At 74.6% G+C, this 25,976-nt stretch carries 27 protein-coding genes and 2 pseudogenes; 13 read left to right on the forward strand and 16 right to left on the reverse strand.

The window, feature by feature from the left end:
• Positions 1-33: 33 nt before the first annotated feature.
• The gene (locus OG871_RS35100) at positions 34-954 is read left to right on the forward strand and encodes an aldo/keto reductase (protein WP_371502358.1); all 921 of its coding nucleotides are present in this window, start codon (positions 34-36) and stop codon (positions 952-954) included.
• Positions 955-1,055: 101 nt separating this feature from the next.
• Here the strand turns inward: OG871_RS35100 and OG871_RS35105 are convergent, their stop codons facing one another.
• Positions 1,056-1,646 (reverse strand): YbhB/YbcL family Raf kinase inhibitor-like protein, encoded by a 591-nt coding sequence (locus OG871_RS35105; RefSeq protein ID WP_371502359.1) that lies wholly within the window; start codon positions 1,644-1,646, stop codon positions 1,056-1,058.
• A 124-nt stretch (positions 1,647-1,770) separates the two neighbouring features.
• Here OG871_RS35105 and OG871_RS35110 point away from each other — a divergent pair, with 124 nt between their 5' ends.
• Positions 1,771-2,733, forward strand: a complete 963-nt coding sequence (locus OG871_RS35110; RefSeq protein ID WP_371503503.1) for a helix-turn-helix transcriptional regulator — start codon at positions 1,771-1,773, stop codon at positions 2,731-2,733.
• A 26-nt stretch (positions 2,734-2,759) separates the two neighbouring features.
• Here the strand turns inward: OG871_RS35110 and OG871_RS35115 are convergent, their stop codons facing one another.
• Positions 2,760-3,548 carry a putative protein N(5)-glutamine methyltransferase gene (locus tag OG871_RS35115; protein ID WP_371502360.1) on the reverse strand — a complete coding sequence of 263 codons (789 nt, stop codon included), beginning with the start codon at positions 3,546-3,548 and terminating at the stop codon, positions 2,760-2,762.
• A 150-nt stretch (positions 3,549-3,698) separates the two neighbouring features.
• Complete coding sequence (locus tag OG871_RS35120) at positions 3,699-3,875, reverse strand: hypothetical protein (RefSeq protein ID WP_371502361.1); 177 nt, start codon at positions 3,873-3,875, stop codon at positions 3,699-3,701.
• A gap of 246 nt (positions 3,876-4,121) precedes the next feature.
• Between OG871_RS35120 and OG871_RS35125 the strand changes: the two genes are divergently transcribed.
• The gene (locus OG871_RS35125; RefSeq protein WP_371502362.1) at positions 4,122-4,928 is read left to right on the forward strand and encodes a helical backbone metal receptor; all 807 of its coding nucleotides are present in this window, start codon (positions 4,122-4,124) and stop codon (positions 4,926-4,928) included.
• Between the two features lie 15 nt (positions 4,929-4,943).
• Here the strand turns inward: OG871_RS35125 and OG871_RS35130 are convergent, their stop codons facing one another.
• Positions 4,944-6,137 carry an ROK family transcriptional regulator gene (locus OG871_RS35130; protein WP_371502363.1) on the reverse strand — a complete coding sequence of 398 codons (1,194 nt, stop codon included), beginning with the start codon at positions 6,135-6,137 and terminating at the stop codon, positions 4,944-4,946.
• Between the two features lie 181 nt (positions 6,138-6,318).
• Here OG871_RS35130 and OG871_RS35135 point away from each other — a divergent pair, with 181 nt between their 5' ends.
• Complete coding sequence (locus OG871_RS35135; protein ID WP_371502364.1) at positions 6,319-6,660, forward strand: hypothetical protein; 342 nt, start codon at positions 6,319-6,321, stop codon at positions 6,658-6,660.
• Between the two features lie 136 nt (positions 6,661-6,796).
• Positions 6,797-8,187 (forward strand): annotated as a pseudogene (locus OG871_RS35140) (NAD(P)/FAD-dependent oxidoreductase).
• 18 nt (positions 8,188-8,205) lie between these two features.
• Here the strand turns inward: OG871_RS35140 and OG871_RS35145 are convergent.
• From OG871_RS35145 to OG871_RS35165, 5 genes are all read right to left on the reverse strand, one after another.
• Positions 8,206-9,708, reverse strand: coding sequence for a SulP family inorganic anion transporter (locus tag OG871_RS35145; protein WP_371502365.1), 1,503 nt, complete (start codon positions 9,706-9,708; stop codon positions 8,206-8,208).
• Positions 9,709-10,144: 436 nt separating this feature from the next.
• Positions 10,145-10,492: a S26 family signal peptidase gene (locus OG871_RS35150; protein ID WP_371502367.1), complete on the reverse strand. Its 348-nt coding sequence runs from the start codon at positions 10,490-10,492 to the stop codon at positions 10,145-10,147.
• Between the two features lie 105 nt (positions 10,493-10,597).
• The gene (locus OG871_RS35155; RefSeq protein WP_371502369.1) at positions 10,598-11,086 is read right to left on the reverse strand and encodes an N-acetyltransferase family protein; all 489 of its coding nucleotides are present in this window, start codon (positions 11,084-11,086) and stop codon (positions 10,598-10,600) included.
• Between the two features lie 48 nt (positions 11,087-11,134).
• Positions 11,135-12,040, reverse strand: coding sequence for a GlxA family transcriptional regulator (locus OG871_RS35160; protein ID WP_371502370.1), 906 nt, complete (start codon positions 12,038-12,040; stop codon positions 11,135-11,137).
• A complete protein-coding gene (locus tag OG871_RS35165; RefSeq protein ID WP_371502371.1) occupies positions 12,037-12,621 on the reverse strand; it encodes a cysteine hydrolase family protein in 585 nt (194 codons plus the stop codon). Before OG871_RS35165 ends, OG871_RS35160 begins: the two co-directional genes overlap by 4 nt.
• A gap of 362 nt (positions 12,622-12,983) precedes the next feature.
• Here OG871_RS35165 and OG871_RS35170 point away from each other — a divergent pair, with 362 nt between their 5' ends.
• Positions 12,984-14,072 (forward strand): glycoside hydrolase family 19 protein, encoded by a 1,089-nt coding sequence (locus OG871_RS35170; RefSeq protein WP_371502373.1) that lies wholly within the window; start codon positions 12,984-12,986, stop codon positions 14,070-14,072.
• 65 nt (positions 14,073-14,137) lie between these two features.
• Here the strand turns inward: OG871_RS35170 and OG871_RS35175 are convergent, their stop codons facing one another.
• Positions 14,138-14,509: a VOC family protein gene (locus OG871_RS35175; RefSeq protein ID WP_371502375.1), complete on the reverse strand. Its 372-nt coding sequence runs from the start codon at positions 14,507-14,509 to the stop codon at positions 14,138-14,140.
• Between the two features lie 119 nt (positions 14,510-14,628).
• Between OG871_RS35175 and OG871_RS35180 the strand changes: the two genes are divergently transcribed.
• Complete coding sequence (locus tag OG871_RS35180) at positions 14,629-15,444, forward strand: methyltransferase domain-containing protein (RefSeq protein WP_371502377.1); 816 nt, start codon at positions 14,629-14,631, stop codon at positions 15,442-15,444.
• On the opposite strand, the gene OG871_RS35185 is transcribed toward OG871_RS35180, so the two are convergent.
• Positions 15,389-16,459 (reverse strand): monodechloroaminopyrrolnitrin synthase PrnB family protein, encoded by a 1,071-nt coding sequence (locus OG871_RS35185; protein ID WP_371502379.1) that lies wholly within the window; start codon positions 16,457-16,459, stop codon positions 15,389-15,391. The two genes, OG871_RS35180 and OG871_RS35185, sit on opposite strands and share 56 nt — an antisense overlap.
• Before the next feature lie 141 nt (positions 16,460-16,600).
• Between OG871_RS35185 and OG871_RS35190 the strand changes: the two genes are divergently transcribed.
• The 3 genes and pseudogenes from OG871_RS35190 to OG871_RS35200 form a co-directional block, all read left to right on the forward strand.
• Positions 16,601-17,224 (forward strand): histidine phosphatase family protein, encoded by a 624-nt coding sequence (locus tag OG871_RS35190; RefSeq protein WP_371502380.1) that lies wholly within the window; start codon positions 16,601-16,603, stop codon positions 17,222-17,224.
• A 377-nt stretch (positions 17,225-17,601) separates the two neighbouring features.
• Complete coding sequence (locus OG871_RS35195) at positions 17,602-18,246, forward strand: GAP family protein (RefSeq protein WP_371502381.1); 645 nt, start codon at positions 17,602-17,604, stop codon at positions 18,244-18,246.
• Between the two features lie 62 nt (positions 18,247-18,308).
• Positions 18,309-18,419, forward strand: a pseudogene (locus OG871_RS35200) (arylamine N-acetyltransferase); the annotation flags it as partial.
• Here the strand turns inward: OG871_RS35200 and OG871_RS35205 are convergent.
• The 3 genes from OG871_RS35205 to OG871_RS35215 all read right to left on the reverse strand — a co-directional run bounded on the left by OG871_RS35205 (position 18,395) and on the right by OG871_RS35215 (position 20,817).
• Positions 18,395-18,901 (reverse strand): tyrosine protein phosphatase, encoded by a 507-nt coding sequence (locus tag OG871_RS35205; protein WP_371502383.1) that lies wholly within the window; start codon positions 18,899-18,901, stop codon positions 18,395-18,397. The pseudogene OG871_RS35200 and the gene OG871_RS35205 overlap by 25 nt on opposite strands.
• 245 nt (positions 18,902-19,146) lie before the next feature.
• Positions 19,147-20,412: an RNA polymerase sigma factor gene (locus OG871_RS35210; RefSeq protein ID WP_371503504.1), complete on the reverse strand. Its 1,266-nt coding sequence runs from the start codon at positions 20,410-20,412 to the stop codon at positions 19,147-19,149.
• Positions 20,413-20,415: 3 nt separating this feature from the next.
• On the reverse strand, positions 20,416-20,817 hold the full coding sequence (locus OG871_RS35215) for a YciI family protein (protein WP_371502384.1): 402 nt from the start codon (positions 20,815-20,817) through the stop codon (positions 20,416-20,418).
• Between the two features lie 309 nt (positions 20,818-21,126).
• On the opposite strand from OG871_RS35215, the gene OG871_RS35220 reads away from it, so the two are divergent.
• Both OG871_RS35220 and OG871_RS35225 read left to right on the forward strand, forming a co-directional pair.
• Positions 21,127-22,674 carry a N,N-dimethylformamidase beta subunit family domain-containing protein gene (locus OG871_RS35220; RefSeq protein ID WP_371502386.1) on the forward strand — a complete coding sequence of 516 codons (1,548 nt, stop codon included), beginning with the start codon at positions 21,127-21,129 and terminating at the stop codon, positions 22,672-22,674.
• A gap of 151 nt (positions 22,675-22,825) precedes the next feature.
• Positions 22,826-23,194: a nuclear transport factor 2 family protein gene (locus tag OG871_RS35225; RefSeq protein ID WP_371502388.1), complete on the forward strand. Its 369-nt coding sequence runs from the start codon at positions 22,826-22,828 to the stop codon at positions 23,192-23,194.
• A 3-nt stretch (positions 23,195-23,197) separates the two neighbouring features.
• On the opposite strand, the gene OG871_RS35230 is transcribed toward OG871_RS35225, so the two are convergent.
• Entirely contained in the window at positions 23,198-24,031 is an 834-nt protein-coding gene (locus tag OG871_RS35230) for a helix-turn-helix domain-containing protein (protein ID WP_371502389.1), read from the reverse strand.
• 104 nt (positions 24,032-24,135) lie between these two features.
• Complete coding sequence (locus OG871_RS35235) at positions 24,136-24,390, reverse strand: hypothetical protein (protein WP_371502391.1); 255 nt, start codon at positions 24,388-24,390, stop codon at positions 24,136-24,138.
• Between the two features lie 353 nt (positions 24,391-24,743).
• Between OG871_RS35235 and OG871_RS35240 the strand changes: the two genes are divergently transcribed.
• Entirely contained in the window at positions 24,744-25,973 is a 1,230-nt protein-coding gene (locus OG871_RS35240) for an aromatic acid exporter family protein (protein ID WP_371502392.1), read from the forward strand.
• Positions 25,974-25,976: the final 3 nt, after the last annotated feature.

Here is a 25,976-nt window from a genome sequence, read left to right on the forward strand (position 1 = left end):
GCGGTCAGCCTAACGAACGGAGATCATCCCGGCATGACCTCACCCACCGCAACCGAGACCATCACCGCGGCCGCAGCGGGCACCTGGACGCTCGGCGACCTGACGATCAACCGGATCGGCCTCGGCGCGATGCGCCTGACCCAGCACGGCGAGGCGCTCGCGGCCGACGCGGTTCCCAGCGACCGCGGCCGCGCGATCACCGTGCTGCGCCGCGCCGTCGAGCTCGGCGTGAACCACATCGACACCGCCGCGTTCTACTTCTCGCCGCTGCGCTCCGCCAACGAACTCATCAACCGGGCGCTCGCCCCCTACCCGGGCGACCTGGTGATCACCACCAAGGTCGGCCCGGCCAGGGGCCCGTCGGGCGACTGGATGGCCCACGCCACGCCGGAACAACTGCGCGGCCAGGTCGAGGAGAACCTGCGCCAGCTCGGCCGCGACCACCTCGACGTGGTGAACCTGCGCGTCCTGGGCACCGCCTCGATCGCCGAGCGGTTCGGCGCGCTGGCCGATCTGCGCGACGCCGGACTCATCCGCCACCTGGGCATCTCCAACGTCACCCCCGAGCACCTCGCCGAGGCCCGGGCCATCGCGCCGGTGGTGTGCGTCCAGAACCAGTACGGCATCGGGGTGCGGCCCGAGCACGACGAGTTCCTGCGGACCTGCGGTGAGCTGGGGGTCGCGTTCGTGCCCTTCTACGCGATCGCCGCCGCCGGGCGGGAGAGCGGGGCGAGCGGCGCCGAGAGCGCGGAGGTGCTCGCCGTGGCCCGCGCACACGGGGCGAGCCCGGCGCAGGTCCGACTGGCCTGGACGCTCCAGCGTGGCCCGCACGTGCTCGCCATCCCCGGGACGGGCAACCCCGACCACCTGGTCGCCAACGTGGCCGCCGGGGCGCTGCGCCTGACCGGGGACGAGGTGGCCGAGCTGGACTCCCTGCACCGGCGCGGAATCTGACGGTGCGTCGGCACCCGTTCCAGCCCGCGCGCCCCTTCCGGACGGGGGAGTAGCGGGCGGGGCACCCGCCGGGCGGCGGCCCGGCGGGCACCCCGTGGCCCTCAGCGCCGGGCCGTCGCCGTGAGGCGGGCGTGGCCGATGATGTGGCCCGCCATGGTGAAGGCCGTGACGGTCGGCGGGGTGTCCGCGGGCAGTCGCAGGCTGGGCACGTCCAGCGCGTACACGTTGATCTCGTAGTGGTGGAGCACGTCGCCGACCGGCGGGCAGGGTCCGAAGTAGCCGGTCCGGCCGGAGTCGCTCGTCCCCGCGACCGCGCCGGCCGGGAGCGTCGTGCCCAGGCCGGTGCTGTCGGCGGGGAGGTCCCAGGTCAGCCAGTGCCAGAACCCGGCGCCGGTGGGCGCGTCCGGATCGAACATGGTGACGGCGAAGCTCCGGGTGCCCTTCGGCGCCCCGCTCCACTCCAGCCCGATCTGCCGGTTGGCACCGGAGCAGCCGAACGCGGCGGCCCACGCGTCGGCCGGGAACGCGTCGCCGTCGGCGAGGTCCGGGCTGGTCACCGTGAAGTGCGCGGTGGTACCCGGAACGCCGGTGCGGACGGGGCGGTAGCCGAAGCCCGTGCCGTCCTCCGGGGTGGTGGTGGCGGTGACGTCGGCGGCTCCGGCCGACACGGTGGCCTGGGTGGATTCGTTCATGGTGTCCTCCTGATGGGTGCTCGGCTCCACGATCACGGGGCGCCGGCCGGGCGGGAAGGCTCTCCCGATGCTGGTACTCGCGGTGCCAGGCCCGGCGCTGGACACCGCGGCGCCATGCCGGAGGATGGACGGCGTGGAACACCGACCGACACCCCGCCGACGCGTCCAGCAGCACACGGAGCTGGCGCAGTTCCTGCGCGCCATGCGGGCGCGCCTGGCACCCGGGGACGTCGGGCTCCCCGAGACGGACCGGCGGCGCACCCCCGGGCTGCGGCGCCAGGAGGTCGCCCAGCTCGCGGCCGTCAGCATCGACTGGTACATCAGGCTCGAACAGGGACGGGTCGGCACCCCCGGCGCCGCCGTGCTCGACGCCCTGGCGGAGGCCCTGCGGCTGTCGCCCGCCGAACGCCGGCACCTGCACGTGATCGCCCGCGGCGAGTCCCCGGTCGACGGACACGTCCCGCTCCCGGTCGCGGACTCGCTGCGCGTCCTGCTGGACGGGATGCCGCTGCTGCCCGCGTACCTCGTCGACTTCCGACTCGACGTCCAGGCGCACAACGCCGCCGCGGCCGCGCTCTTCGGCGAGGACTTCGGTACCGGCGAGGCGGACAACATCGCCCGTCTGCTGTTCCTCGCGCCCCGGGCCCGCGCGATGCAGCTGGACTGGACCCAGGTGGCCCGCGAGACGGTGGGCAACCTGCGGGCCAACCTGGCCCGGCACCGCGACGACCCGCGACTCCGCGAGGTGATCACCGAACTCCGTTCGGAGAGCGCCGAGTTCAGAACCTGGTGGGACGACCACACGGTGCGCCAGCGGGCCCACGGCACCAAACGCCTGCACCACCCGACGGTCGGCGGGCTGACCGTCCACTACGACCTGTTGGCCACCCTCCAGGGCGGGGAGCACTGTCTGACCGTCGTCACCCCCGCCGACACCGCCGCCGAGCTCTCCCTGCGGGAGATGCTGGTGAACCGGGCCACCTCCCTCACCCGGCCGGACGTCCGCGCCCTCGCGTCCCGGACACCCCACCCGGACCCGGACACCGACCGCGGACATCCCGCCGAGCGCCGCCCCGCCCGGCCCTGACCCCGGACCGGCCGGGGCCGGCGGCGCTATCCGAGCGGCCTGGTGCCGGTCACCACGGTCGCGTACAGCTCCTCCGAGACGGCCACCGAGGGCACCAGCCCGCCGCGGGCCACGGTCTCCACCGCCTGCGGGGTCTGGCGCTCACTGGTCTCGAACAGCATCCGGCCACCGGGCGCCAGCCACCGTGACGCCCCGGCCGTCACCCGCCGCAGGACGTCCAGCCCGTCGGTGCCGCCGTCCAGCGCCACCCGGGCCTCGTACTCGCGGGCCTCCACGGGCAGCAGCCCGATCTCCCCGCTCGGCACGTACGGCACGTTGGCGAGCAGGACGTCGACCCGGCCGGTCAGCCCGGCGGGCAGCGGCTCGTACAGGTCGCCCTCGAAGACCCGCTCGGCTGCCACGTTCCGGCGGGCGCAGCGCACCGCGGCCGGGTCCACGTCGGCGGAGTACAGTTCCACCCCGGCCACCGCCGCGGCCAGCGCGGCGCCGAGTGCACCCGAGCCGCAGCACAGGTCGACCACCACGGCGCCCGGTCGGGTCAGCGCGACGGCCCGCTCGACCAGGAACTCGGTCCGGCGGCGCGGGACGAAGACCCCGGGGTCCACGGCGATCCGCAGGCCTGCGAACTCGGCCCAGCCCACCACGTGTTCGAGCGGGAGGCCGGCGACCCGCCGGTCCACCATGGCGGCGAGTTCGACGGGGGAGTGCGCGGACGAGAGGAGCAGCCGCGCCTCGTCCTCGGCGAAGACGCAGCCGGCGGCGCGCAGCCGGGTGACGACGGTGGAGAACACGAGAGCTGACGACGGAACAGACATCGAGAACCTTCCGGAATACCGAAGGGCACTCCCGCGGTCGCCTGCGTCAGAGCGAAGGACCGTGAGATGGGAGCACCCGGACAACCACAGCGGTAATGGGTCCCACCTCCTCGGTGCGGGGCGGCGCGGTCGCCGCCCGAGCCGGTAACACTACAGGAACCTCCGCTCACTCCGGCGCGCCCACGGACCCCACCACCTGGGCGGCGGCGGGTCCGCCGGGCCCGAGGCCGGCTGCTCGGGATGCAGGCCGAGCCGGCGCAGCACGGCGGCGTCGATCCGGACGGCGACGGTGCCGTGCCAGTGGCCGTCCGCCCCGATCCCGCACATCAGGTCGATCCGGATGTCCCGCGCGTCGAACGGGTATCAGTCGATCCCCCGGGCCCGCAGTCAGTCGACGATCAGGCGGCCCGGCCGCAGGGCGCCGGCCACGTTCTCGAAACTCCAGAGGGTCACCCACTCGGTGGTCCGCTCGTCCATGCCCGCCATCCTGCCCCGGGGGCGGCCGCGCCCGCACCCGGATTCACCGCCCTGACGCCGCCTCACCCGGCCCCGCCGCACCGCTACCGTGACCCCATGGCCACCGCACCGGTACCGCGCACCGTCCCCGACGACCAGGGCACCCTCCTACGGCTCGGCGAGGTGCGCCGGGTGGTGTCCCTGGTGCCCTCACTGACCGAGGCCGTGGCCGTGACCGCCCCCGGGCTGCTGGTCGGCGCGACCGACTGGTGCACCCACCCGGCCGGGCTGGAGGTGACCAGGATCGGCGGCACGAAGAACCCCGACACCGCCCGGATCGCCGCGCTGCGCCCCGATCTGGTGATCGCCAACGAGGAGGAGAACCGCGCCGCCGACGTGGCGGCCCTGCGCGCGGCCGGTCTGGCGGTCTGGGTGACCGAGATCCGCACCCTCGACCAGGCCCTCGGCTCGCTCGACCGCCTGGTCACCGCCGCCTGCGGCCTGCCCCGGCCGCCCTGGCTGGACGAGGCCGAGCGGGCCTGGCACCCGAGCGCCCTGCCCGTCCTGCCTGCCCTGCCCGGCGGGCCCTGCCGGGCCGTGGTGCCGATCTGGCGCCGGCCGTGGATGGTCCTGGGCCGCGACACCTTCGCCGGCGACCTGCTGCGCCGTCTGGGCGTGCGGCAGCTGTACGCCGACCACCCGGAGCGCTATCCGGCCGTCCCGGTCGAGGAGCTGCGGGCCGCCGCGCCGGAGCTGGTGGTGCTGCCGGACGAGCCGTACCGCTTCACCGCCGCAGACGGGCCGGAGGCCTTCCCCGGGATCCCTTCCGCCCTGGTCAGCGGGCGTCACCTCACCTGGTACGGCCCGTCCCTGGTCGAGGCCCCGGCGCTGCTCGCCGCGCAGCTGGCGGGCCGGGAGCGGTGAGCGGCGGAGGTGGGCTCAGCCGAAGTCGGCAGGCGTGACGCGGCTCTCGGCCGCCGCGACCAGGGCGCCGTGCAGCTCCGCCCGCACCCCCAGCGCGCTGACCCGGACCTCGACGGCGTCGGCGACCGCCGGCTGGGCGTAGCGGTCGATCGACTCACGGACCCCGGCGACCAGCGGGGCGCCCCCCTGGCCGAGCTCGCCGCCGATGATGATCGCCCCCGGGTTGAGGCAGTTGACCAGGTCGGCGAGGACGCGGCCGAGCGTCCGGCCGGCGTCGGTGATGACCCGGGCCGTCGCGGGCCGGGTGCCGAGCTCGGCCAGCGGGGGCAGGCTCGTGCCGGGTGCGTTCTGGGTGCCGGTGGCCAGGACGTGGGCGAGCTGCCGGCGGACCTCGGCGATCGAGACGACGGTCTCCAGGCAGCCGCGGTTGCCGCAGCGGCACCAGTTGGGGGCGCCCGGCAGCTGGATGTGCCCGATCTCGCCGGACAGGCCGCTCGCGCCCCGGTAGACCCGGCCGGCCAGCACCAGGCCGCTGCCGATGCCGTGCGAGGCCTTCACGTAGACGAGGTCGTTGATGCCGCGGCCGGCGCCGTGGGCGCGTTCGCCGCGGGCGCCCATCTCGGCGTCGTTGCCGACCACGACCGGCAGGCCCAGCCGGCGGCCCAGCTCCGCCGCCGGATCCAGGCCGATCCACTTGGCCAGGACGGTGGGCGCGCGGACGGCCTTGGTGCGCAGGTCCATCGCGGCGGGGATGCCGGCGGCGGCCGCGGAGATCCGGGCGGCGTCGCAGCCGGCCTGCCGGATCGCTTCGCGGGCGAGGTCGGCGGCGGTGTCGAGGGCCTGCTGCGGGTGGTCGTCGATGTCCAGGTGGGCGGTGGCCTCGCCGTGCACCTCGCCCTGGGCCGTGCCGACGGCGGCCGTGATGTGGGTGTGGCCGAGGTCCAGGGCGAGCAGCAGGCCGGTGTCACGGCGGAGGGTGACGACCGAGGTGGGCCGGCCGCGGCCGACGGCCGGGACGGGCTGTTCGTCGACCGATCCCTCGGCGAGGAGGTCGGCGACCGCGCTGCTGACGGCGCTGCGGGACAGGCCGGTCCGGCGGCCGAGCTCGGCCCTGCTGAGTGCGCCGTAGCGGTCGAGGGCGGTCCGCAGGGCGGTGCGCGTGCGGAGCCGACGGGCGGAGATCGCGGCCGGCTCGGGAGCGTCGCTCATGTCTGCAGCGTACCCAGGGTGGGGATTTTTTGTCGTTGAAAAGAATATTTAATCGCCATGGTGTTTTCTTGACGCACATATTTGCCGCCCATACTGTGACATGGACCGCACGCGAACACACCCCCACTCACGGCCGAGCTGCAACGCCCGTCCCGTCCGTACGGGAGAGGAAGCACGTCCGATGTCCTCCACGAAAACCGGCCTCGCCGAGCCGCCCGCCTGTTCCCACGCCCCCGTCTCGCACGGGCCCGTGGACTTCCGCCCGGCCCGGGCCATGGCCCGTCGTCCCGGACACCTCTACCGCTGGCGCGTGGAGATCCCGCACGGTCCCGGCATGGCCGAGAGCGGCCCGTACGGCCCCGGCGTGCACCTGTTCATCGTGGAGGCCGGGGAGGCCGACCACGCCCTGGCCCAGGCCCTCACCCGCGCACAGTCCGCGGACGCCTGCCGGCACCGCCGCCACACGCCCCTCACGCTCGACCTGGACCACGTCTCCGTGGTCCGGCTCTCCCACGTGGCCTGACCGGCCCGTGCGCCCGGCCCCCGACACCCCGTCCCGCGCCGGCCGCCGTTCCTGACACGTTGCGCGTTGTCCCTCCTGCGACACCCGGGCTAGCGTCCCGCGCAGAGCAGCTGCACCCGCAACAGACAGGACCACCATGACCACCGTCAACGGCGGCGTCTCCTTCTGGTACGCGCAGACGGGCGTGCCCGCCCCGCGCGACCCGCTGCCCGGGGACACCCTGGCGGACGTCTGCATCGTGGGCGGTGGCTACACCGGCCTGTGGACGGCCTACTACCTCAAGCGGGCCGCCCCGGACCTGCGGATCACCCTCCTGGAACAGCACTTCTGCGGCTACGGCGCCTCCGGCCGCAACGGCGGCTGGCTCTACAACGGCGTCGCCGGCCGCGACCGCTACGCCGCCCTGCACGGACACCGGGCCGCCGCCGACCTCCAGCGGGCCATGAACGAGAGCGTCGCCGAGGTGGTCTCGGCCGCCGCCGCCGAGGGCATCGAGGCCGACGTGCACACCGGCGGCGTCCTGGAAGTGGCCCGCACCCCCGCGCAGCTGGCCCGGCTCCGGGCCTTCCACCGGCGCGAGCTGGCCTTCGGCGAGACGGACCGCGAGCTGCTGGACGCGGCGCAGTCCGCCGCCAGGATCGGGGTGGCCGGGACCCTGGGCGGCAGCTGGACCCCGCACGGCGCCCGGATCCACCCGGCGAAGCTGGTGCGCGGCCTCGCCCGGGTGGTCGAGTCGCTCGGCGTCGCCGTCCACGAGGGCACCCCGGTGACCGAGCTCGCCCCCGGCCGAGCGGTCACCCCGCACGGCACCGTCCGGGCCCGGTACGTGCTGCGCTGCACGGAGGGGTTCACCGCGTCCGTCCGCGGCCAGAAGCGGACCTGGCTGCCGATGAACTCCTCGATGATCGCCACCGAGCCGCTTCCCCCGCAGGTCTGGGACGCCCTCGGCTGGGACGGCCGCGAACTGCTCGGCGACATGGCCCACGCCTACATGTACGCGCAGCGCACCGCCGACGGCCGGATCGCGCTCGGCGGCCGCGGGGTCCCGTACCGCTTCGGCTCCCGGACCGACAACGACGGGCGGACCCAGGCCGCCACCATCCTCGCGCTGCGCGACCTGCTGGTCCGCTTCTTCCCGGCGGCGGCCGACGCCCGGATCGAGCACGCCTGGTCCGGTGTGCTCGGCGTGCCGCGCGACTGGTGCGCGGGGGTCGAGCTGGACCGCGCCACCGGGCTCGGCTGGGCGGGCGGCTACGTCGGCAGCGGGGTGACCACCGCCAACCTGGCCGGCCGCACGCTGCGCGACCTGGTGCTGCTGGACGACGGCCAGAGCGGCGCCACCGAGCTCACCGGGCTGCCCTGGGTCGGGCACCGGGTCCGCCGCTGGGAGCCCGAACCGCGCGCTGGCTCGGGGTGCACGCCCTGTACGCCGCCTACCGGGGCGCCGACCGGCGCGAGGCCGACGGCCGGTCGGCGGCCACGGACCCGGTCGCGCGGATCGCGGACCGGATCTCCGGCCGGCACTGAGGCAACGTCCCCGGGCGCCTACACCGGTGCCCGCACCGGCTCCGAGACCCGCACCGTCCCGGAGCCGTCGGCGTTGTGCCGGGCCACCCACTCCTGAAGGGCCGCCCGGCAGGCGTGGTCCAGGTGCCGCACCCCGGCCAGGTCGACGTCGATCGGTCGGCCTGCGGGCAGCGACTCCAGGGTCTCCAGCAGCCGGGGCAGCCGCAGGAAGGTCGCGTTGCCGGACAGCCGCACCAGGATCGTGGTGCCGGTCGCTTCGGTGACCTCGGTGTGCAGGTGCGAGGTGTCCCAGGCGGACTTGAGCACCGCCAGCAGCAGCCCCAGCAGCACCCCCTCGAACATGTTGGTGGCCAGGATCGCCAGCGCGGTCGCGGCCAGCACCAGGGCCTCGCCCCGGTGCGAACGCCACAGCGGCAGGAGCGACTTCAGCGGGATCAGCTTCGCCCCGGCGTGCACCAGCACCCCGGCCAGCGCGGCCACCGGGATCGCCCCCAGCACCTCCGGCAGGAAGGCCGCGAACAGCAGCAGCCACCCGCCGTGCAGTACCCGCGAGGCCTTGGTCCTGGCGCCGGCCTGGACGTTCGCCGCGCTGCGCACGATGACGGCGGTCATCGGCAGTGCGCCCAGCAGGCCGCAGACCGCGTTGCCCGCGCCCTGGGCCATCAGCTCCCTGTCGAAGTCGGTGCGCGGGCCGGTGTGCAGCCGGTCCACGGCGGCCGCGCTGAACAGGCTCTCCGCCGAGGCGATCAGGGTGAAGGCGAGCACGGTGCCGAGCACACCGAGCCCGGCGAGCTCGGCGAACTGGCCGGTGCCCGGCGGTCGGACGACGGCGAGCAGGCCGCTCACCTCGATCCGTCCGACCGGCAGGCCGGCCAGCGCGGTGACGGCGGTGGCCAGGGCGACGGCCGCGAGCGGCGCGGGGACGAGCCGGGCCCGGGCGGGCAACCGCCGCCACAGCACCAGGACCAGCACCGTGCAGGTGCCGATCGCCGCGGCCGCCAGTGCGGCGGAGTCGCCCGCGGTGTCGGCGGCGAGGCCGGGCAGCCCGGCGAGGTTCGCCGGGCCCTTTCCGGGGGCCTTCGCGCCGGCCAGGGCGTAGAGCTGACCGGCGATCAGGACCAGCCCGATGCCGGCCAGCATGCCCTGGACCACCGAGAGGGAGATGGCCCGGAACCACCGGCCGAGCCGCAGAACACCCATGGCGACCTGGAGCACGCCGGCCGCGAACACGATCGCGCCGAGCACCGGCAGCCCGAACTCGGTGACGGCCTCGTACACCAGGACGGTCAGGCCCGCGGCGGGGCCGGACACCTGGAGGCTGCTGCCGGGCAGGAGGCCGGTCACCAGGCCGCCGACGATGCCGGTCACCAGCCCGAGTTCGGCCGGGACCCCGGAGGCGACGGCCACTCCGACGCACAGCGGGAGGGCGACCAGGAAGACCACCAGGGAGGCGGTCACGTCCCGGGAGAAGTGGTGGCCGGACAGGTGGCGGGTCGGGAGGGAGGAACGGCGACGGACCATCTGAACCTCGCGTCAGGTCAAGGCTTGGCAAAGCACCAGTATATGATGGACCATCAGACCAGATTCCAGAGTTGGTTCACATATGATGAAATGACGATTCCGTGAGGAGTGCGTAACGTCCGGAACGGATTGCTCCACTCCACCGGTGAAGGCCAGGTCGGGCCGGTCGGGGAGTCGGATTCTCGGCGCATCGGTGCGTGCACGGTCTCCTGGGGTACGCCGGTTCCCCCGGGGGCGCGGCAGGATGCCGCGGAGAATCGACGCTCGGAGGTCGGTCCGGCTGCCGGTGTCGGAGGCGGTCCTCACGAACACCGGCGCGTCAGTGGCGAGTAGAAGTGGCGGTGTCGATGCCGGCGTCCCGCCGGGATGCCCGCGATCAAGCCGGGAAGTGACCGAAAGTCAGATTCCAGGCCCAGTCGACCCGGAAAACCGCAGTTCAGCTCGCAGGGGACTTCCGGGCCGAGCCCGTCCTGGGGGTGCCCCCGACGCTCAGGCAGATGCCGAACACCCGGTCGTGACCGGTCCAACCGTTCACCCGGCCGCGGTTGTTGCTGATCTGCACCCGCCGCCGCGCCGGATCCACCGCCGAGACCAGGTGCAGGTACACCGTCCCGGAGACCCGGGCGAGCACGACGTCACCGACCTCCAGCAGCGCCGGATCCACCGGGCCCACCACGACCTGCTGCCGGCTGCGAATCAGCGGCACCATCGACGATCCGGTCGGCCGGAACTCCACGGTGGCCCCGCCGGCCACCCGCCCCGCCACCGCGTCCAGCATTCCCATCCGCCGATCCTCCCCGACCCGGCCCCGTCACCGCCCGGAATATCGCACCGGCACGGACGGTCGGCGCCGAAGGCTCTGCGGCCGGCGTTCTGCGGCCGGCGCGGATCACAGCGCCCGGTGCATGATGTGCAGGCCCACATAGCCCGCGGTCGGGTGCCGGAACCCCTCCGGGAGGGTGCCGATCACGGTGAAGCCGAGCGACCGGTAGAGCCTCACCGCGTGCTCGTTGGTCTCCACCACGGCGTTGAACTGCATCGCCCGGAATCCCGCCGCCCGCGCCCACTCCACCGAGTACGCGCACAGCGCCCGGCCCACCCCCCTGCCACCGTGCCCGGGATCGACCATGTAGCTGGCGCTCGCGATGTGCGAGCCGTTGCCCTGGTGGTTCCGGTTCATCTTCGCGCTGCCGAGCACCGTGCCGTCGTCGTCGACGGCGACCACCGTCCGGTTCGGCGCCGACAGCAGCCACCAGCCGGCCCCCTCCTCCTCTCCCAGGTCCGTCGGAAAGGTGAAGGTCTCGCCCGCGGCGACGATCCGGTGGAAGAACGGCCAGATGGCGGGCCAGTCCGCTGCGGTGGCTTCCCTGATCAGCATGCGGACAGGATGCCGGGACGGCCGTTCGGGCGCCAACGGATTTCCGCGTCAGCTCCGCGCCCGCAGGCGCCGCAGCATCCGGGCGTCCTGGAACCCGACCTCGCGGGCCGCGCTCTCCGCCGTCGCACCGTGCGCGATCAGGTGTTCAGCCCGCTCGACCCGCAGACCCTGCTGGTAGCGCAGCGGTGTCAGGCCGGTCGCACCGGTGAAGCGCCGGGTCAGGGTGCGTTCGCTCATCCCGGTCTCCGCCGCGAGCGAGGCCAGCGAGAGCCGGGAGGTGAACCTGGAGTCGATCAGGTCCTGGGCCCGGTGCACCGCGTCGACCAGGTGCGCCCGGTGCCGGAGCATCACCCCGGCCTGCTGCTCGTCGCCGTTGCGGCGGGCCTGGACGACCATCGAGCGGGCCACCTGCGAGGCGGCGTACGGGCCGTGCCGCGAGGCGACCAGGTGCAGTGCGAGGTCGATCCCGCTGGCGATCCCGGCCGAGGTCAGCACCCGGTCGTCCTCCACGAACAGCACGTCGTGCACCACCCGCGCGGCGGGGTGGCGGCGGGCCAGCTCCTCCTGGATGTCGTGGTGGGTGGTGCACCGGCGGCCGTCCAGCAGTCCGGCCCGGCCGAGCGCGTCCGCGCCCGAGCACACGCTCGCCACCGTCCCGCCCGCCGCGTGGTGGGCGGCCAGCCGCTCCAGCGAGGCGGTGCCGAGCTCGCCGTTGGTCCGCAGCGTGTCCGAGCGCCAGCCCGGCACCACGACCAGGTCCCGGGCGTGCAGCCGCGGCCACCGGGTGCCGGCCCGCAGGGTGAGGCCCTGCGCGGTGGGGACGTCCTCCTGCTCGGCCACGTAGTCGAGCCGGTAGCCGTGGCCGAGGTCGTCCGCCGTCGAGAACACCTGGGCGGGGCCGGCCAGGTCCAGCAGGTGCAGCTGCGGGACGAGCAGGAAGACGACCCTGGTCACGATCCGGTCAGCTCCTCCACTGTGGCGATCCGGGCGAAGCGGCCCGCCAGCGCGTACTCGGTCCGGGCGGTGATCTCGGCTGTGCCGAGGGTCAGCGGATCGGCCAGGACCTCCTCCAGGCTGCGCCCGGAGGGGGCGTTCCGGTGCTCGATCGGGTGTGTCGCGGTGGCGTCCGTCACGAACACGACATCGTAGCCGAGGTCGGAGGCGACCCTGGCGGTGGTCTCGCAGCACTGCTCGGTGCGGATTCCGCTGATCACCACCTCGCGGACGCCGTGCCGGGTCAGCAGCTGCTGGAGGTTGGTCGTGGTGAAGGCGTTGTGCGAGGTCTTGAGCACGACGGGCTCGCCGTCGGCGGGCGAGAGGCCGTCGATCGGGCGGACGTGGCCGAGGGCCGGGTCGAAGACGTCACCGGTGCCCGGCTCGGTGTGCAGGACCCAGACCACCAGGTCTCCCCGGGTCCGGGCGGCGTCCACCAGTCGGCTGACCTTCCCGACGATGCCGGGGTTGGAGACGGCGGCCCAGTTCGGCCGCCGGCGGAAGGATTCCTGGACGTCGATCACGACGAGAGCGCTGTTCATACCGCCATCCTGCTGTGTGCGGGCCGCCGGCTGAAGGCACCATCGGGCCCCGATCCGGACCGATCCGGTCAGCTCCGGCCGGCCGGCTGCCGAAACCGGTTCCGGCTCGTGGCGGCACCGGCGTACAGGTCTGACCTGTCGTCAGATCAGCGGCCCGGGCTTGTGGCGCCGGGCCGCCCGTGCGGTGTGCATCGGGTGGGGGATTGCCGCCAGGCCTTGACAGGTCTATACCATCGCGGTTGAGTCACCCTCAGCCCCGCACCGGCCCGCACCCCGGTCGGCCCGGACCCCACCCGGGCCCCCGCGCGGGGCAGACCTGTCTCCGATCCCGTGCGGCCCCCACCGCACGAAGGGGTGATCACGTGTCAGTCCACCGTTTTCTGGCGTTCCTGTCCGCCGTCGCGGCCGCGATAGCGCTGGCGGTCGTCCTCCCGTCCTCGGCCTCGGCCGCGACCTGCGTGGCCGCCTGGAGCCCGTCCGCGGTGTACACCGGCGGCGCCACCGCCTCGTACAACAGCCACAACTGGTCCGCCAAGTGGTGGACCCAGAACGAGACCCCCGGCGGTGCCTCCGGCGTCTGGGCCGACCAGGGCGCCTGCGGCGGGGGCGGCGGCAGCACCCCCACCCCGACCCCCACCGGCGGCAGCTGCACCTACCCGGCCTGGGTGGCCGGCCAGACGTACACCACCGGCACCGTCGTCCGGTACACCAACGGCGGCCTCTACCGCGCCACCCACGACAACCCGGGCTACGACCCGGTGATCAGCACCTGGTACTGGGAGCCGTACAGCTGCTCCGGCTCGCCGACCCCGACCCAGGCCCCGGACCCGGGCGGATTCCCGGTCAGCGAGGCCCAGTTCAACCAGATGTTCCCGAGCCGCAACTCCTTCTACACCTACAGCGGCCTGACCGCCGCGCTCAGCGCGTACCCCGCCTTCGCGGCCACCGGCAGCGACACCGTCCGCAAGCAGGAGGCCGCGGCCTTCCTCGCCAACGTCAGCCACGAGACCGGCGGCCTGGTGTACGTGGTCGAGCAGAACACGGCCAACTACCCGCACTACTGCGACGCCGGCCAGCCGTACGGCTGCCCGGCCGGCCAGGCCGCGTACTACGGCCGCGGGCCGATCCAGCTGAGCTGGAACTTCAACTACAAGGCCGCCGGCGACGCGCTCGGCATCAACCTGCTGGCCAACCCCAACCTGGTGCAGACCGACGCCGCCGTGGCCTGGAAGACCGCCCTCTGGTACTGGAACACCCAGAGCGGTCCGGGCACCATGACCCCGCACAACGCGATGGTCAACGGCTACGGCTTCGGTGAGACCATCCGGAGCATCAACGGCAGCCTGGAGTGCAACGGCGGCAACCCGGCCCAGGTGCAGAGCCGGATCAACTCGTACCAGAGCTTCACGCAGATCCTGGGCACCGTCCCGGGCTCCAACCTGAGCTGCTGACCCTCAGTCGCCGGCCGCCGGACCGCCCCCTCACCGGGTGCGGTCCGGCGCGTCGCGCCGGGGTGTCAGGGTGTCAGGTGGCAGACCGCCTCGAGGTTGTTGCCGTCCGGGTCGCGGACGAAGGCGGCGAAGTAGCCGGGGTGGTAGTCCGGCCACTCCTGCGGCGGGTGCAGGGCCGTGGCCCCGGCCGCCGTCGCGATGGTGAAGAAGGCCACCACGGCCGCACGGTCCGGCGCGCGCACGGCGATGTGGGCCTCGCGGAAGCCGTCGCCGGAGGTCTGCGGGCCGAGCCACAGACTCGGCACCGGCGGGACGCCGTAGCCGACGGCCCCGTCGTGTTCCATCAGGCGGCGGGCGCCGAGGGGCTCCAGCACGGCGTCGTAGAACGCGGTGGAGGCGGCCAGGTCGGCGCACTGGATCGAGAGGTGATCGAGCATCCGGCCATCCTCCCGCATCCGCCGTCCGTCGGCCGGTCAGGCGCGGCGGCCCGCCCCGGCCGGTTAGGGTCGTCAGGGCCGCGGGGACGGCCGAGCTGCTTTCCGGAGGGGGTACGGCGATGCGTGGTGCATACGTGTTCGAGCAGGTGGGGGACGGCGAGCGGGAGCGCCTGGCCGCACTGGAGGAGGTCTACGACGAGGTGACGCGCGAGCGGATCACCGCGCTCGGCCTCGCGGACGGGTGGCGCTGCCTGGAGGTCGGCTGCGGCGCGGGCAGCATCGCCCGCTGGCTCGCCCACCGGGTCGGCGGCGCCGGGGAGGTGCTCGCGATCGACCTGGACCCGCGCTTCCTGCAGGACGCCACCGAGCCGGGCCTGCGCGTTCTGCGCCACGATGTGACGGCGGGTCCGCTCCCGGGCGGGGACTACGACCTGGTGCACGCCCGGGCCGTGCTGGAGCACCTGCCGCAGCGCGACGAGGTGCTGCGCCGGATGGCCGGGGCACTGCGCCTGGGCGGGCGGCTGGTGGTCGAGGACTTCGACATCGAGGGCCCGATGGCGGACGCCGTGGCCCGGTACTGGCCCGCCGGGCAGGGCGACCGGGCCCGCCGACTGCTCGCGGCCCTCCGGAGCGCGTTCACCGCGGCCGGTGTGGACGTCGGCTACGGCCGCCGGCTGCCCGAGGAGTTCGCGTCGCTCGGGCTGACCGGCATCGGCGCCCGGATCCACGCGCCGCTGCTGCCCGCCGGAACTCCCTTCCTCGGGATGACGCTGGGCCGGATGCGGCCGCGGCTGGTCGCCACCGGCCTGATCACCGATGCCGAGGTCACCGCGGCCGTCGAACTGACCCGGCACAGCCCTCACGTCCCGAACTTCATGGTCACCGCGTGGGGTCACCGGCCCGGTCCCGGACCTGCCGCGCCCGCTGCCGGGTGAGCTCCAGGACCAGCCGGACGGTCTCCGGGGCCGCTCCCGCGCTGCCGGCCCCGTACCCCGCCTCCTCGGTGTACGCCCGCCGGACCAGGCGCAGGTGCCGGCCCCGGAACGCCAGCAGCGAGCGCAGCAGCCCGGCCACCGCCTCCGCCGTACGCCGCAGGTCCGGTCCCGGCCGCGGGCCGGCCTCGTCGAGGGCCCGGGCCAGGACGGTCGCCACCGACGGCAGGCCGGCCCGCTCCCGGTACAGCGCGGCCCACCCGGGCAGTCCGTAGCCGGTCAACTCCTCCTGGAGGGAGAGGTGTTCGGGATCCGGGCGGTCGCCGGACCAGAGCAGGTGGTCGACCAGGTACAGCGGGACGTGCGCGGCGGCGGGCCCGAAGTACCGCCGCCCGCCCACCCGGACGTCCTCCATGTAGGGGCGCAGGCGGGCCATGAAGAATCCGGCCGGGTCCACCGACCGGGTCACCCGGGCGGCAACCTCCGGCAGTAACGCCAGCTGCCGGGCGGCGTCCTCGCAGCCGTCGGCGAACGCGGGCTCGTCCGGCTTCAGACCGCTCAGCCCGGCCAGCACCAGGGCCGCCCGCTCGACCGCGGGCGCGCTCGCCCGGACGGCATCGATCAGCACGCCCTCCTCGGCCGCGCCCGTGAACATCCGGCGGCGCCGGCCGGCCGGGTTCCACGCGCCGTAGTGCAGCACGGTGTCCCGGGGCACCATACCCACCGACGCGCCGAGCTCCAGCAGCACCGGCTCGGCCCCGGGCACCGCGTCCAGCGGCTCGACCCCGTGCCGCCGCAGTGACCCGAGGAACATGCCGAGGTCACGCACCACCGCCAGCCGGTCGCCGGTGTCCACCCACCGGCCGGGCGGGCAGCCGGCCACCAGCGCCCCGAGCTCCCGCCCGAGCGCCGCCACGTCCCCCCGGGCGTTCAGCTCCGGCAGCCGGGCGAGCACCGCGTCCGCGCCCAGCGGATCACGCCCGGCCACCCCACGGCAGAACTCCGAACCGAGCTCCATCGGCCCCACCTCCCCGCCAGGCATCGTCGCACGCCCGGATCTGCACGGGCCGTGCGGCCCGGGAACCGCGCTCCGCGCGCGGGCGTCCGGTCCGTTCGAGGACGGTCGACCGGACCGGCCGTGGGCACGAAGGAGTGCAGCATGACCGCGCGAGCCACCCGCCACCTGTACCTGGTCCGGCACGCGGAAGCCCTGCCGGACGAGAGCGGGCTGACGGAGAACGGGCGCCGGCAGGCCGTCCTGCTCGGCCGCCGGCTCCGGGGCGTTCCCCTCGCCGCCCTCCACCACGGCCCGCTGCCCAGGGCCGCGCAGACCGCGCGCCTGATCGCCGACCAGTTGGACGGCGTCCTCCCGCAGGTCGCGGAGACCGCCGGGGACTACCTCCCGTACGTCCCGCAGCGGGCCGAACTGCCACCGGACTGCGCCGACCACCTGCTCCGCTTCCTCGACCGGTTCCCGCCCGGGGAGCGGGAACACGGCCCGGCCCTGGCAAGGGATGCGATCGAGCGGTTCACCGGCCCGGTCCCCGGTGACCGGGACCGCCACGAACTGGTCGTCACCCACAACTTCCTGGCGGGCTGGCTCGTCCGGCACGCCCTCGACGCACCGGACTGGCGCTGGCTCGGCCTCAACCACGCCAACGCCGCCCTGACCGTCATCCGCTACGCCCCGGACCGGCCGTCCACCGTCGTCCTCCACAACGACCTGCGACACCTGCCGGCCGACCTGCGCTGGACCGGCTTCCCGCCCGAGCCCCACCTGTGAGCACCGCCGCCCCCAGGGCCCAGGGTTCCGGTGATCGGCGCGGTGTGCGCCGACCCGTCCGCCAGGGGGAATCCTGACCTGTACGTCCTGCCGCGTCCTGGGGGCCGACACGGCCGCCGGGGTGCCGGCCGTGCTGCTGATCGAACGGATCACCGCAGTCCAGGCCGGGCCGACCCGGCGGGCACCGGTGGCGACGGCCACCGCCTGACACGGGCCGGGGTACCGACCGTCGCGAGCGGGTCCGGACATCGGTGCTGCGATCGGGGGAAGGGCGCCGTGGCTTCCTTGACTCCTCGGGGCGGGCGGAACAGAGTCGGTGCGCGGCCAACCTGACGCCGCGTCATGCCGGCCGCCGACCCGGGGGAGCCGCACCAGCGATGGTCCTCGACCTGCTCCTGATCGGCACCGCGATCACCCTGGGGCCGCTGCACAACAGTGCGTTCATCCTGCTGCTCTCCTCCGACAACGGCCTGCGCAAGGGCCTGGCCTTCCTCCTCGCCTGGCTCGCCAACCTCGTCCTGGTGATCGCCTGCGTGGTGCTGCTGACCGGTGGCACACCCCCGGACCGTCACACCGCTCCCTCGACGGCCGCCGTGGCCGTCAAGCTGACCCTCGGCGTCCTGCTCTTCCTCTTCGGCGAGCGCCGCCGCCGCAAGCCCCCCGGCCCCCACCGGCCGCCCAAGTGGATGGCCAGGATCGACCACGCCTCGCTCTGGGCGGCCGGCGGGCTCGCGTTCCTGCTCCAGCCCTGGGCGATGGTCGGCGCGGGTGCCGCCTCCGCCGTCGACGCGGACCTCTCCTCGCTGGAGAGCTGGTTCGCCCTCGTCGGCTACTGCCTGCTCGCGACGGCCGGTCTGGTGGTGATGGAGCTCTACACGGTCTGGGCCCCGGAGCCGGCCCGGGCCCGACTCGACGGCCTGCGCGCCTGGTTGGACGGTCACCAGGACCAGCTCGTCGTCACGCTCTCCCTGTTCCTCGGCCTGTGGCTGACCGGCAAGAGCATCTACCAGCTGGTCGCCTGAGCGCCCGACGTACGCCCGGCGGCCCTTGCCCGCGGGCGCGGCGGCGGGGGGAATGAGCGGACCTGGGCATCCACCTCGGCGAGCCCGTCGTCCTGGAGCGGGCCGGGTTCCGGGAGAAGATCGTCGGCCGGCGCCGCGGCGGGTTCTGCTACGAACTCGACGGCGCCTTCGCCGAACCATGCGTCCGTGCCGTCCACTCCCGCTGCTCGGCGGTATCCGGGACGGCGAGCCCGCGGGCCTGTTCGAGCCGGCTCCACGCGGTATCGGGCTCGACGCCGTTGATGACGAGCAGCGCGGCGGCGAGCAGGGACGCCCGGCCTATGCCGTAACGGCAGTGGGTGACGATGTGCGCGCCCGCCCGGAGCCGGCCGGCGAGGTCGTGCAGGGCCGGGAGGACGGTGGCGGGATCGGGCACCGAGCGGTCGGGGATCGGGATCGCGACGTACCGCAGACCGGCGGCCACGGCCGTCAGGGGCTCCGCGGTGAGCCCGAGTTCGTCGAGTTCGGGCCGGGTGAGGGCACAGACCAGGATGTCGACGCCGTGGGCGCGCAGCGCGGTCATCTCGTCCTCCAGCCAGTCCGCGCCGCGCGGCTTGGCCATCGTGCTCAGCCGCCCGGGGCCGGGCAGGTCGACGGTGAACAGGGAAGGTCGCATCGCGCAGGCGCTTTCGTTCGGCGGGTCGGAGCACGGCAGGGGCAGCCGTGGCGTGGTGTGTGGTGCGGGATCGCGGAGCGGACACGCGGGCCGGCGGCGGGGGAGTGCCCCGTGTCACGCCGGCGGTCGGGCGCCGGGGCCGCTCGACCTGAGGTCCGAGCGGGAGGCGCGGGCCGAGCTTATGACGGGCGGGTCCGGGTGCGCCAGCGGAATCGCGCGCCAGCGGGGTCCGGGTGCGCGGCCGCTCAGTCCGGCTGTACCCCGGGATCCGTCAACCGGGCGGCGCGGATCGCGAGATGGTGCCGTTCGGGGAGGCTGGCGGTGGCCCGGGAGGCCGCGCGGAAGAGCGCGGCGGCGGCCCCGCGGTCGCCCGCCATCTCCGACAGGTGGGCACGGACCACGGTGACCCGGTGGTGACCCGTCAGACGGGGATCCGCACCGACCGCGTCCAGGGCGGCCAGGCCCGCCTGCGGGCCGTGCACCATCGCGGTGGCCACGACCCGGTTGAGCGCGACCACCGGGTTCTCGGAGATGCGCTCCAGCACCCCGTACAGGGCGAGGATCTGCGGCCAGTCGGTCTCCTCCGCGGTGGCGGCCTCGTCGTGGACGGCGGCGATCGCCGCCTGCACCTGGTACGGCCCGACCGGGCCTGCGGGCAGCGCCGCGGTGATCAGCGCGATCCCCTCGGCGATCGCCCCGGCGTCCCACCGGCGGCGGTCCTGCTCGGCCAGCGGGATCAGCTCACCGCCCGGCCCGGTGCGGGCCGCGCTGCGCGCGTGGGTCAGCAGCATCAGTGCCAGCAGCCCGGTGACCTCGCTGTCCTGCGGCAGCGCCGCGTGGACGGCCCGGGTCAGCCGGATCGCCTCCCGGGACAGCTCGACCCGCTGCAGGTCGTCGCCCACGCCGGCGACGTAGCCCTCGTTGAAGATCAGGTAGAGGACGTGCAGCACCGCGTCGAGCCGCTCCGCCCAGCCGCCGCGGTCCGGCATCCGGAACGGCACCCCGGACGACTTGACGCGCTGCTTGGCCCGGCTGATCCGCTGCCCCATGGTCGCCTCGGGGACCATGAACGCCCGGGCGTTCTCCGCCGTGCTCAACCCGCCGACCGACCGCAGGGTCAGGGCGAGCGCCGAGGCCGGGGAGAGCGCGGGATGGCAGCACAGGAAGAGCAGGGTCAGCGTGTCGTCCCGGCCCGTCGCGTCCTCGGTGTCCGCCGCCGGCGCCGCCCGGCGGTCGGCCGGCACCTGCCGGGCCACCCGGTCCTCCCGCAGGCGGCGGGCCTGCTCGCTGCGCACCTCCTCGGTCATCCGGCGCCGGGCGACCTGGATCAGCCAACCGCGCGGATTGGCCGGCACGCCCTCCTCGGGCCACTGCACGGCGGCCGCGAGCAGGGCCTCCTGGACGGCGTCCTCGGCGGCGGCGAAGTCCCCGAACCGCCGGGTGAGCACGCCGACGACCTGCGGCGCCAGTGCGCGCAGCAGGTCCTCGACGGGCCCACCCGGGTCAGTCAGCGCTCACAGCTCCTCGGTCGGCGCCGACATCACCTGGCGCACCTCGACCGGCATGCCGAGCGGTGTACCGCCGGGGCCGGGCGCGGCCGAGATCGCGGCGGCGATCTCCAGCGCCCGCCCGGGCGTCTCGCAGTCGACGATCCACCAGCCGGCCAGCCACTCCTTGGTCTCCGGGAACGGGCCCTCGGTGACCACGGGCGCGCCGCCGCCGTGCGAGCGGACGATCTTCGCCGAGTCGGGCATCGCCAGGCCCTGGGCGTCGACCAGTTCCCCGGCGGCGGAGAGCTTGGCGTTGGTGTCCTGCATGAACCCGATGTGTGCCCGGATTACCTCGGGCGTCCAGGTGTCGATCGCCGGGAAGCCCGCCGTCGCGGCGCTGAACTGCATCAGCAGCATGTACTTCATGTCCTGCTCCTCGTCCTCTCGCGCCCTCGGACCGGGCGCTCTCACTGACAGGTAGAAGCACGGCGCGCGATTTCGACACCCGCCGGGAGATTTCTCGCAGAGGTTTTCTCGCCGAGGTTTTCCGGCAGCAGCATAGGCCGCGGCGCGCCCCCACGGGCGGTGGCGCACGGGCCCGCGGCCCGCCCACCGGCGCCCGGTGGGGCAGGCGCGTGAAACCGGCGGCGCCGCCGTCGTGCCTGCCCGCCGCCCGAAGGGGCGGCCGCGACGATGGGGGCCGGCGGCGGACGACGGACGAGACGGGGTTCGGCCTTGGCAGAGCGGGACACGACGGGTGCGGCGACCCCGGGACGGCGGGCCTTCCTCGGACTGGCGGTGACCGCGCTGGCGGCAGCCGCGGGCGATGCGGCCGCGGCGCCGTCCCGCTCCACGGCGGACGACGGAGCCGGGCGCCTGGACACCAGGGCCGAGAACGCCCGGCCCGGGAACGCCGACTGGCGGATCACCGCCCCGGGGCCGGCGGACGCCGTCGAGGGGTTCGCGGACCGGGCCGCCGTGCTGCGGGGCGAGCCGTTCGGGCTGTACGTCTCCACCACCGCGGCGGCGTTCACCGTCTCCGCGTACCGGATGGGCTGGTACGGCGGCGACCGCGCCCGGCTGGTCTGGCGCTCCGACCGGCTGCCCGGGGCCCGGCAGCCCGCCCCCGTCGTCGACCCGGACACCCGCGCCGTCCGCACCGACTGGCAGCGCACCACCGTCGTCGACACCACCGGCTGGCCCGAGGGCAGTTACCTGCTGCGCCTGGACGCCGAGGGCGACGCCGGGCAGCGCTACGTGCCGGTGACGGTGCGTTCCCGCACCGCCGCCGGGTGCACCGTCCTGGTGAACGCGGTCGCCACCTGGCAGGCGTACAACCTGTGGGGTGGTCACAACCTGTACAACGGCCCGACGGGCGGCCGGGCGACGCGCTCGCTGGAGGTGACCTTCGACCGGCCGTACGCCTACGCCCAGGGCGCGGGGCTGTTCCTGGTCTACGAGGCGCCGCTGATCGCACTGGCCGAGCGGCTCGGCCTGTCCCTGGCCTACGCCACCGGCGTGGACCTCGCCCGCGACGCGGCTCTGCTGGACGGCGCGCGGTGCGTGCTGTCGCCGGGCCACGACGAGTACTGGTCGGTGGAGCAGCGCCGGCGGGTGACGGCGGCCCGCGACGCGGGGACCAACCTGGCGGTGCTGGGCGCCAACTGCTGCTACCGGCGGGTGCGGCACGAGCCGTCGCCGCTGGGGCCGGACCGGGTGATGGTCTGCTACAAGGACGACTACCGGCTGGATCCGGGCTTCGTCGCGGGCCTGACCGCGACCACGGACTTCCGGGCGGAGCCCGGCAGCGACCCGGAGAGCTCGCTGCTCGGCGTCCTCTACAGCGGCTACCCGGTGGACGCCCCGTTCGTGGTGACCGCCCCGGGGCACTGGGTGTACGAGGGCACGGGGGTGCGGGCGGGCGACAGCTTCGCCCACCTGGTCGGCGTGGAGTACGACCGGGTGGACACGGACTGGCCCACGCCGCGCCCGATCGAGGTGCTGGCGCACTCCCCGGTGGTCTGCGGGGACAGGGCCGACTTCGCGAACAGCGCCTACTGCACGCTGCCGGGCGGCGCCGCGGTGTTCGCGAGCGGCACCATGCGCTGGGTGGAGGCCCTGGACGCGCAGGGGCCGGGCGGCGGCGGCAACCACGGACTGGACGCCGCCGCCGGGGCGTTCACCCGCCGGGTCACGGAGAACGTCCTGCTGGCCTTCGCCGCCGGCCCGGTCGGCGGTGTCCACCCGGCCGTCGACAACGTCGAGGCCGTCTACGGCACTTGACGTCCGTCGCAGCTCTCGGGCCGGAGTGCGGCGAGGGCACCCGGACCCGGGGCCATGACCTCGGGGGTAATCGACCTCCCGTCGGCGCTCCGGGATCGTAGGGGCAACCGGAGCACCGCAACCCGGGCCCGACCGACGAGGGGAAACCACCGTGTCCGCACACGACGAGGCCGTCCGGCGCTACTTCACCGCCTGGAACGCCGAGCACACCGACGACCTGGCCAAGGCGGTGGCCGAGGCCTTCACCGAGGACGCCGGGTACACCGACCCGCTGGCCGCGGTCCAGGGGCACGAGGCCCTGGTCGCCCTGATCTCCGCCACCCACCGCCAGTTCCCCGGCTTCGAGTTCCGGCAGACCGGCACCTCGGACGCCCACCACGACCTGGTGCGCTTCACCTGGGAACTGGTCTCCCGGACCGACGGTTCGGCGCCGGTCGCCGGCTTCGACGTGGTCACCCTCGCGCCGGACGGGCGGGTCCGCGCCGTCAGCGGCTTCCTGGACCGCGTACCCGGCGCGTGACGCCTACGGTTCGGCCGGGGTGAGCGCACGCAGCGCCTCGGCCGTCCCCGGGTCGGCGGGCAGGAAGGTCTCCACCGCCAGCTCGGAGACGGTCACGTCCATCGGGCTGTTGAAGGTGGTGACGGTGGAGACGAACGACAGCACCTGCCCGTCCACCTCGATCCGCAGCGGCAGGGCGTAGGGGTACAGCTCGGCCGGGAACGAGGAGGTCCGCCCGTCGGCCGCCGGCCGGTCGGGCGCCGGGTACGCGGTCACCTCCTCGTACAGCCGCCGCAGGGCGACGCTGGAGCGCATCGCGAGCTGCCCTCGCATGCGCTCCAGCAGGTGGGCGCGCCACTCGGGCAGGTTGTGGATGCGCGGGGCAAGACCCTGCGGGTGGAGGGTGAGGCGGATCGCGTTCAGAGGGGGCCGCAGCAGGTGCTCGGCCACGCCGCCGAGCAGCATGCCGACGCCGCGGTTGGCGCCGAGGATGTCGTAGGCGCCGTCCATGACCAGGGCGGGGTGGGGCTCGTGCGCCGCCAGCAGCTGCTCCAGCCCGGTGCGCAGCGCCCGCATCGCCGGATCCCGCAGCGGGGTCTCGGCGAACGCCGGCGCGTAACCGGCCGCGACCAGCAGGGTGTTGCGCTCCCGCACCGGGACGTCGAGGTGCTCGGCCAGCTTCAGCACCATGGCCCGGCTGGGCCTGGCCCGGCCGGTCTCGACGAAGCTGATGTGCCGGGCGGAGCTGTCCGCCCTGAGGGCCAGCTCCAGCTGGCTGATCCGCCGGCGCTCGCGCCAGCTCCTGAGCAGCGTGCCCACGCCGACGTCGGTGACCGTTCCGGTGGCGGCAGTCGTCATGGCCACGAACCTATCCGACCGTTCGCCCGCCCGGGCCGCGTTTCGCACCTCGCCGACGGCGGCTCCGGGCCGCGGGGGAGCGCGTCCCCCGGCGGCCCGGCCGGCTACAGCGCGGTGAGGGCGAACACCCACAGGTGCGGCGGCTCCGGCAGGATCGCGTAGTGCACCATCGCCCGCCCGGCGGTGACGACCCGTACCGTGTCGTCGAGGTCGTACCGGTCCGCCTGCGGCCACGACCACGGGTCGGCCTCGGCCCGGGCCACCGCCCGCCGCAACCTCGCGCGGTCCTCGTCCGCCAGGGCCCGGACGGCGCGCGCCACCTCGCCCGAGAACCGCGCCTCGTACCGCGGACCCGTCACCGGGCGGCCTTCCGTACGCCGCGCGCGGCGCCCCGCGGCGGTGGTGTGCGGACCGCTTCCTCCAGCTGCTCGGGCAGCTCCACAAGGGTGGACATGCCCCCCACGATAGCCACCTCGCGCGCGAGCCGGCCGCTCTCCCGGTATGCCCGTCCCATGACCACCCGCGCGCACCTTCCGCTCACCCGGCCCACCCGGCCCACCCGGCCCCACCGCCCCGGCGGGCCGGCGGCCCACGGACTGCTGACGCCGGGTGAGGCCGCCGTCCCGCGGCGGTACCGGTGGGCATCCGGGTGCGAGATCGGATTCCCCCGGTGCGGCGGCCGGGACGGGGGAAGACGTCAGGAATGTCAGGCATGAGCGACACAGTCGAATCGGTGGCCGAGAAGCTGCGCCGGCGCCTCAAGGATCCGGTCGTCGTCCTGACGATCAGGGCGACCCTGGCGTCGACCCTCGCCTACGCAGTGGCCCTGCAGCTGAGTGCCGAACCGGCCCCGTTGACCGCGCCGCTGACGGCGCTGCTGGTCGTCCAGGTCACCCTGTACTCGACCCTGACCACGAGCATCCGCAGGGTGAACTCGGTCGTGGTGGGCGTGGTGATCGCGATCGGCTTCAGCTCGGTGATGGGCCTGTCCTGGTGGAGTCTCGGACTGATCATCCTGGCCTCGCTGACCGTCGGCCAGTTCGTCCGGGTCGACGAGTTCGTCAACGAGGTGGCGATCAGCGCGATGCTGGTCCTCGGTGTCACCAGGCTCGCCACCCAGGCCTGGGACCGTGTGCTGGAGACGCTGATCGGTGCCGGGGTGGGCCTGCTGTTCAACCTGGTGTTCGCCCCGCCGGTCTGGGTGGACACCGCCGGGGAGTCGATCGAGGACCTCGCCCGCCGTGCCCGCCACCTGCTGCTGCGGATCGCCGAGGAGCTGGGCGGCCCCACCCCGGTCGAGCGCGCCGCCGCCCGGCTGCACGAGGCACGCGCCCTCGACCAGGCCATCGCCGAGGTCGACGCGGCTCTGCGGCAGGCCGAGGACAGCCTGCGGCTGAACCCCAGGATCAGCGAGGGGCTGCTGTCCAGAATCGTCCTGCGGACCGGCCTGGACACCCTGGAGATCTGCGTGGTGGTCGTCCGGGTGCTGGCCCGGTCACTGACCGACCTGGCCAAACGCAGGGACGACGACGAGCCCCTCTTCCCGCCCGAGGTCGCGCTCGCGCTGGAGGAACTGCTGGCGCACATCGGCGGCGCCCTGGTCAGCTTCTCCGTCCTGGTGGCGAGTCAGGTGAGCTCCAACGCGGAGGAGGCCGAGGCCCGGCTGGCCGCCGAGATGTCCGCCGCCTGGGCCAGCCGGGAGAACGTCGCGCAGATGCTGCTGCGCGGCGTGCAGGAGCACCCGAAGGCCTGGCAGTTGCACGGCTCCCTGCTCGCCGAGGTCGACCGGATCCTCGACGAGCTCGACCTGGAGCACCGGACCCGGCGGCTGATGGAGGAGCTCGACCGGGCCTCGGTCGCCAACCGCGAGCGGTTCACCAAGCTCGGCCGGCTGCGCGGCGTGCTGCGCGGGGAGGGGCTGGGCCGGCGCCGGGAGGCCTGAACC

This window comes from Kitasatospora sp. NBC_00374 (genome assembly GCF_041434935.1).
In the GTDB taxonomy this organism is placed as follows: Bacteria; Actinomycetota; Actinomycetes; order Streptomycetales; family Streptomycetaceae; genus Kitasatospora.